The organism is Collinsella sp. AM29-10AC (genome assembly GCF_003469085.1).
Lineage (GTDB): Bacteria > Actinomycetota > Coriobacteriia > Coriobacteriales > Coriobacteriaceae > Collinsella.
This window is the reverse complement of sequence record NZ_QSKB01000003.1, coordinates 97,731-103,114: the sequence shown is the minus strand read 5'-3', so window position 1 is coordinate 103,114 and position 5,384 is coordinate 97,731. Positions and strand designations below refer to the sequence as shown.

Here is a 5,384-nt window from a genome sequence, read left to right as displayed (position 1 = left end):
GCAACGCGTTGCGCTGAGTCCTGAGGCTGTTGCAATGAAAATGACAATCAAGGTAATCAAGGGAGGTGCAGTGACAGAAAAAATTTATCTTAACAGGGTTGCTTTTGGGAATTTGATATGCGATACTATATAAACATCCAAGCAAAGGAGTTTATCAATATGCGGCAAGGTATTCTTAAATAAAATTTGATAATGGGAACAAAGACAAACGTCCTCAAGGAGAGGGCTTGGTTTTTGTACCCAATTTAAGAATACTTTTGCCTTTTCATTTCATATCGTGATAGACAACGGCCAGCCTTGGCCGCAGTTTTCATGTGTGTCCTACCTATCATCCCCAGCGGTAAAAGTATTTGTCGCTGGGGATTTTTGCGCCCTTCTGGGCCTTGTATGGAGGACAATCATATGAAAATCATCAATATTGGCATTCTTGCTCATGTAGACGCAGGTAAGACGACCTTGACGGAGAGCCTGTTATATACCAGCGGAGCAATCGAGGCGCCCGGCAGTGTGGATCAGGGAACAACGAGAACGGACACCATGTTTTTAGAGCGGCAGCGTGGAATCACCATTCAAACGGCGGTCACTTCCTTTCAGTGGCACGATTGTAAGGTCAACATTGTGGATACTCCTGGGCATATGGATTTCTTAGCGGAGGTCTATCGCTCCCTTGGCATTCTTGACGGAGCGATTTTGGTTGTTTCTGCAAAAGACGGCGTTCAGGCGCAGACCCGTATTCTGTTTCATGCTCTGCAAGTAATGAAAATCCCAACTGTTATCTTTATTAACAAAATCGACCAGGACGGGATTGACCTGCCAGGTGTGTATCAGTCTATCCGAGATAAGCTCTCCGCAAATATGATTATTAAGCAGAACGTGCAGCTTTCCCCGGATATATCCATCATGGAAAACATGGGGCTGGAGAATTGGGATACCGTGATTGCGGACTGTGATGAATTGTTGGAGAAATATATTGCCGGAGAACCAATGGACAAAGAAGAACTTCTGCGGGAGGAAAACAGGAGAATCCAAAGCGTCTCTCTGTTTCCGGTCTATCATGGCAGTGCCAAGGTAAACTTGGGAATCCGACAACTCATTGAAGCGGTCACAGATACATTCCAATCACCCACCGGGCAGAACAGCTCTGAATTGTGCGGAACTGTGTTCAAAGTTGAGTACGCAAACCAGAGCCAACGCCTTGCCTATCTGCGGTTGTATAGCGGTACGCTTCATTTGCGGGATTCCGTAGCCTTGGCAGGGAAAGAAAAACTGAAAATTACGGAAATGCGTATCCCCTCAAAGGGTGAGATTGTCCGAACAGAGATTGCCCATGCGGGCGAGATCGTCATTGTACCCTGCGACAGTTTGCGGCTGAATGATGTGCTGGGAAACAAACTGCTGCTGCCCCGTGAAACGTGGAGCGACAATCCTCTCCCTTTGCTGCGGACAACAATTGCACCAGAGAAACCAGAACAGAGGGAACGCTTGTTAAACGCCTTGACAGAAATTGCGGATACCGACCCGCTTCTGCGCTATGAAGTAGACGCTGTGACCCATGAGATCATTCTCTCCTTTTTGGGCCGGGTACAATTGGAAATTATCTCTGATCTTCTGGTGGAAAAATATCAGCTCAACACAACTGCAAAAGAACCTGCCGTCATCTATATGGAGAGGCCATTGAAAGCGGTAAGTCACACCATTCATATCGAAGTGCCGCCCAATCCATTCTGGGCGTCCATCGGGCTGTCCGTCACCCCTCTCCCCCTTGGCACCGGAGTGCAGTATGAGAGCAAAGTTTCCGTTGGATACTTGAATCAGAGTTTTCAAAACGCTGTATTGGATGGTATCCGCTACGGTCTGGAACAAGGCGTGTATGGATGGAAGGTAACGGACTGTAAAATCTGTTTTGAGTATGGGCTTTATTATAGTCCGGTCAGCACTCCCGCAGACTTTCGGTCATTGGCACCTATTGTATTGGAGCAGGTGTTGAAAAAGGCGGGGACGCAGCTATTGGAACCATATCTTTCTTTTACACTCTATGCGCCGCAGGAATATCTCTCCAGAGCTTATCATGACGCACCAAAATATTGCGCGAGTATTGAAACGACCCAGGTTAAAAACAGCGAGGTGATTATTACTGGCGAAATCCCTGCCCGCTGTGTGCAAGAGTACCGCAATGACCTCACCTTTTATACAAACGGGAGAAGCGTTTGTTTAACAGAATTGAAGGGGTATCAAATCGCCAGCGGCGAACCAGTTTTTCAGCCACGCCGCCCAAACACCCGGATTGATAAGGTGCGCCATATGTTCAACAAAATTCTCCCATCAATGATGGACTTATAAAATCCCTTTGGAACAAAGGGCGCACTTCTATACATGGTCTGCGACCATGTATCGTGCGCTCTGCGAGGCTACGGCCCGGACTTCCGAAAGTCCGGGCCGTTTGCGTCGCTCCGCTCCGTACAAGGGGCTGCGCCCCTTGCGCCGCTTTGCGGCTATCCCTGCGCCCTCGCTGGAAAGGTACATCCGCTCTGCGTCTGCACCTTTCCAGCGAGGCTAAAACCGAATACCGTTACCCTTGACCGTTTACCCGACACAGCAGGTAGACGGTCTTTTGTTTTGCCAAGAAGGAGGTCAAACACGATGGACAAGTCACGCGAAGAATTAGAGAAAGAGTATGCTGAGGCCACCGCTAAGTTGGAGCAGTACCAGCACAGAGGCCAGCGGTATGAGAACCGCATCCGCTACTACACCCAAGGCGAAAGGAAGAAGCGAAACCACCGACTTATCACCCGTGGCGGAGCGGTGGAGAGTATCGCCCCGGAGGTGCGCGGCATGAGCGAAAGGGCCTTTTTTCTTTTGATGGAAAAGGTCTTTTCCCTGCCGGAAGTTGCCGCCCTGGTGAGCCAAGCCACTGACCAGCAGGAAAGCGGATAATTGACCCTGTTCCATCTCCACGTTACCCAGGTCAAACGGAGCGCGGGACAGTCTGTTGTCACGTCCGCCGCCTACCGAGCCGGGGAGAAATTGTATAGCGAATACTATGGCGAGGTCAGCGACTACACCCACAAGGGCGGCGTGGTCTGCACAGACATTCTCCTGCCGCCCCAGGCCCCCAACCAGTACCAAGACCGCGCCACCCTCTGGAACGCCGTGGAGAAGGCCGAGCGCGGCAAGAAAGCCCAGCTTGCATATAGCTTTGACATTGCCTTGCAGAACGAGTTTTCATTGGAGGAAAACATCGCTCTTGCAAGGCAATTTGTTTCGGAGCAGCTTGTGGGCCGGGGCATGATTGCCGACTTTGCCATCCACCAGCCGGACAAGGAGGACGGCGGTATTCCTAACCCGCACTTTCATGTTCTCTGCCCCATCCGGCCCATTGAGCCAGACGGCAAATGGGGGTGCAAGCAGCGCCGCCGCTACCGTCTGGACGAGGACGGGAACCGCATTATGGGAGAGGACGGCAAGCCCCTCTTTGACGCTGTTCCCACTACCGACTGGGGAAGCCCGGAAACACTGGAACATTGGCGGGAGGCGTGGGCCGCTATGGTGAACGCCAAGTTTGAGGAAAAGGGGCTGACCTGCCGCATCGACCACCGCTCCTATGAGCGTCAGGGCCTTGACCTGCTGCCCACCGTCCATGAGGGCGTGGCCGTCCGCCAGATGGAGGCCAAGGGCATCCCCGCCGACAAGGGCGATCTGAACCGCTGGATAAAAAAGGCCAACAACATTCTGCGGGATATTCGGAAGAAAATCGCCGGCCTGACGGATTGGATTAAGGCCATAAAAGAAGAATTGAGCAAGCCCCAGGCCCCGACCCTTGCCGCCCTGCTGACCGACTACTATGAGGGCCGGAACGCCGGAGCATGGAGCCGCAACGCCAGGATTGGAAATCTTAAAGGTTTTGCCGAGGCCATCAATTTTCTGACCGAGAGGGGCATCGCTACGCTGGAAGATTTAGAGACCCATATCGCCGCCCAGAGTGAACGAACGGAGGCCATCAACACATCCATGAAAGCGAAGCGTGACCGTCTGAACGAATTGAAGGAACTGCTTCGCCTTGTTGACCTCTACCGAGACACCAAGCCCGTCTATGACGAGTTGCAGGGTATCAAGTGGAAGGGCAAGCGGGAAAAATTCGAGAGGGAGCATGAGAACGAGTTGAGGACGTTCCACATGGCCCGCCGGAAGCTGGACAAGCACCGTTCCCCTGCTGGTAAAATCCCCGTTCATGCGTGGGAACAGGAACAGGCGAGGCTTCACCAGGAGTACACAGCCGAGTATGAGCAGTACAAGCCTATCCAAGACGATTTGCGGCGGCTTCAACAGGTGAAGCGGAACGCCGATGCTGCCATACACCAGCAGGAGCAGACCCAGCAGAAACGCCGGGAGGTGGAGCGGTGAACGGCATTCCCCGACTGACCTACCAGCAGTACCGAGCCGTCCGGCGGCTGGTGCATGACTGCTGCAATTATGACGGCGGCAACTGTCTTGCTCTTGATGACGGCTGGGAGCCTTGTGTCTGCGTCCAGAGTATCACCTATTCCCTGGTCTGTAAATGGTTCCGCGCCGCCGTCCTGCCAACAGACAAGGGGTTGTGTGCCGCCTTGCTCCACCGAGGACAGGCGCGGCCCTGTGCCGAGTGCGGGGCGATGTTCGTGCCGCGCTCCAATCGGGGCAAATACTGTGACGAGTGCGCCGCCAATGTGCGCCGGAGAAAGAAAGCTGCCAGCGAACGGGAACGCCGCAGGCGTGGACATTTAGAGGCTGAAAAGCCTTGCAATCAGGGGGCTTGTGGACAGTCCTCAAAGGGGGACTAATACATTCCCCTTCCCCCACTCCAACGTGGGCGGCAAAATGGCGCTCACGTGGATTAACTTTGATGAATGATGAAAGGAGAGCCTATGACCTACGACCCCAGCATGACGATCACCAGCACCATCCCCGCCCCGGAGGGGAGCGACAGCACCAGCAGAGAGGGCAAGGCCATCCCCCTGCCCGTGATGGCGGGCGGCAACGCTTCACCCGCCCCGGACGTACCGCCACCCGATATGGTAAAGACCGTTGGCGGTACGACCTTTGATATTTATTTCCATTTCAGCCAGACCAGCCGGGAAACCTTTACCGACAAGGTACTGCGCCTTATTCAATCCGATGTTGTAACCTCATAAAAATAATTTACTTTTTTCTCTATCCTTATTGACAAAACCCGAACGACTACATTGCGATAGATGACCACGTTTGCCCAGATAAAACCGACCAAAATAAACCTGTCCCTTTTTGGCAGGTTTCGACCAAGGCAATGTCGATGTTTCGGCAACGAAAGCGAGCGCCCACCAGAGCGAACAAATTGGCATGAAAAGAGGACGGCATAGACCTTCTGGTCA

The 5,384-nt window shown here is 52.9% G+C and carries 6 protein-coding genes; 5 read left to right on the top strand and 1 reads right to left on the bottom strand.

Features of this window, described 5'->3' with window-relative positions; genetic code table 11:
- Positions 1-402: 402 nt before the first annotated feature.
- The 5 genes from tet to DW754_RS11045 all read left to right on the top strand — a co-directional run bounded on the left by tet (position 403) and on the right by DW754_RS11045 (position 5,168).
- A complete protein-coding gene (gene tet / locus DW754_RS02100; protein ID WP_117759896.1) occupies positions 403-2,340 on the top strand; it encodes a TetM/TetW/TetO/TetS family tetracycline resistance ribosomal protection protein in 1,938 nt (645 codons plus the stop codon).
- A gap of 300 nt (positions 2,341-2,640) precedes the next feature.
- A complete protein-coding gene (locus DW754_RS10925; protein WP_021631985.1) occupies positions 2,641-2,934 on the top strand; it encodes a DUF3847 domain-containing protein in 294 nt (97 codons plus the stop codon).
- Positions 2,935-4,401, top strand: coding sequence for a MobQ family relaxase (gene mobQ / locus DW754_RS02090; RefSeq protein ID WP_117759895.1), 1,467 nt, complete (start codon positions 2,935-2,937; stop codon positions 4,399-4,401).
- The gene (locus DW754_RS02085; RefSeq protein WP_021631987.1) at positions 4,398-4,817 is read left to right on the top strand and encodes a cysteine-rich VLP domain-containing protein; all 420 of its coding nucleotides are present in this window, start codon (positions 4,398-4,400) and stop codon (positions 4,815-4,817) included. The genes mobQ and DW754_RS02085 overlap by 4 nt, the downstream gene beginning before the upstream one ends.
- An 84-nt stretch (positions 4,818-4,901) precedes the next feature.
- Positions 4,902-5,168: a transposon-encoded TnpW family protein gene (locus DW754_RS11045; protein ID WP_035300361.1), complete on the top strand. Its 267-nt coding sequence runs from the start codon at positions 4,902-4,904 to the stop codon at positions 5,166-5,168.
- On the opposite strand, the gene DW754_RS11120 is transcribed toward DW754_RS11045, so the two are convergent.
- On the bottom strand, positions 5,144-5,384 hold a 241-nt coding region (locus DW754_RS11120), incomplete at its 5' end, for a hypothetical protein (protein WP_233540190.1). The genes DW754_RS11045 and DW754_RS11120 overlap by 25 nt on opposite strands.

Bases quoted from the DNA above. Each gene is read 5' to 3' on its own strand.
- tet (WP_117759896.1), top strand. From the start codon at position 403: ATGAAAATCATCAATATTGGCATTCTTGCTCATGTAGACGCAGGTAAG.
- DW754_RS10925 (WP_021631985.1), top strand. From the start codon at position 2,641: ATGGACAAGTCACGCGAAGAATTAGAGAAAGAGTATGCTGAGGCCACC.
- DW754_RS11045 (WP_035300361.1), top strand. From the start codon at position 4,902: ATGACCTACGACCCCAGCATGACGATCACCAGCACCATCCCCGCCCCG.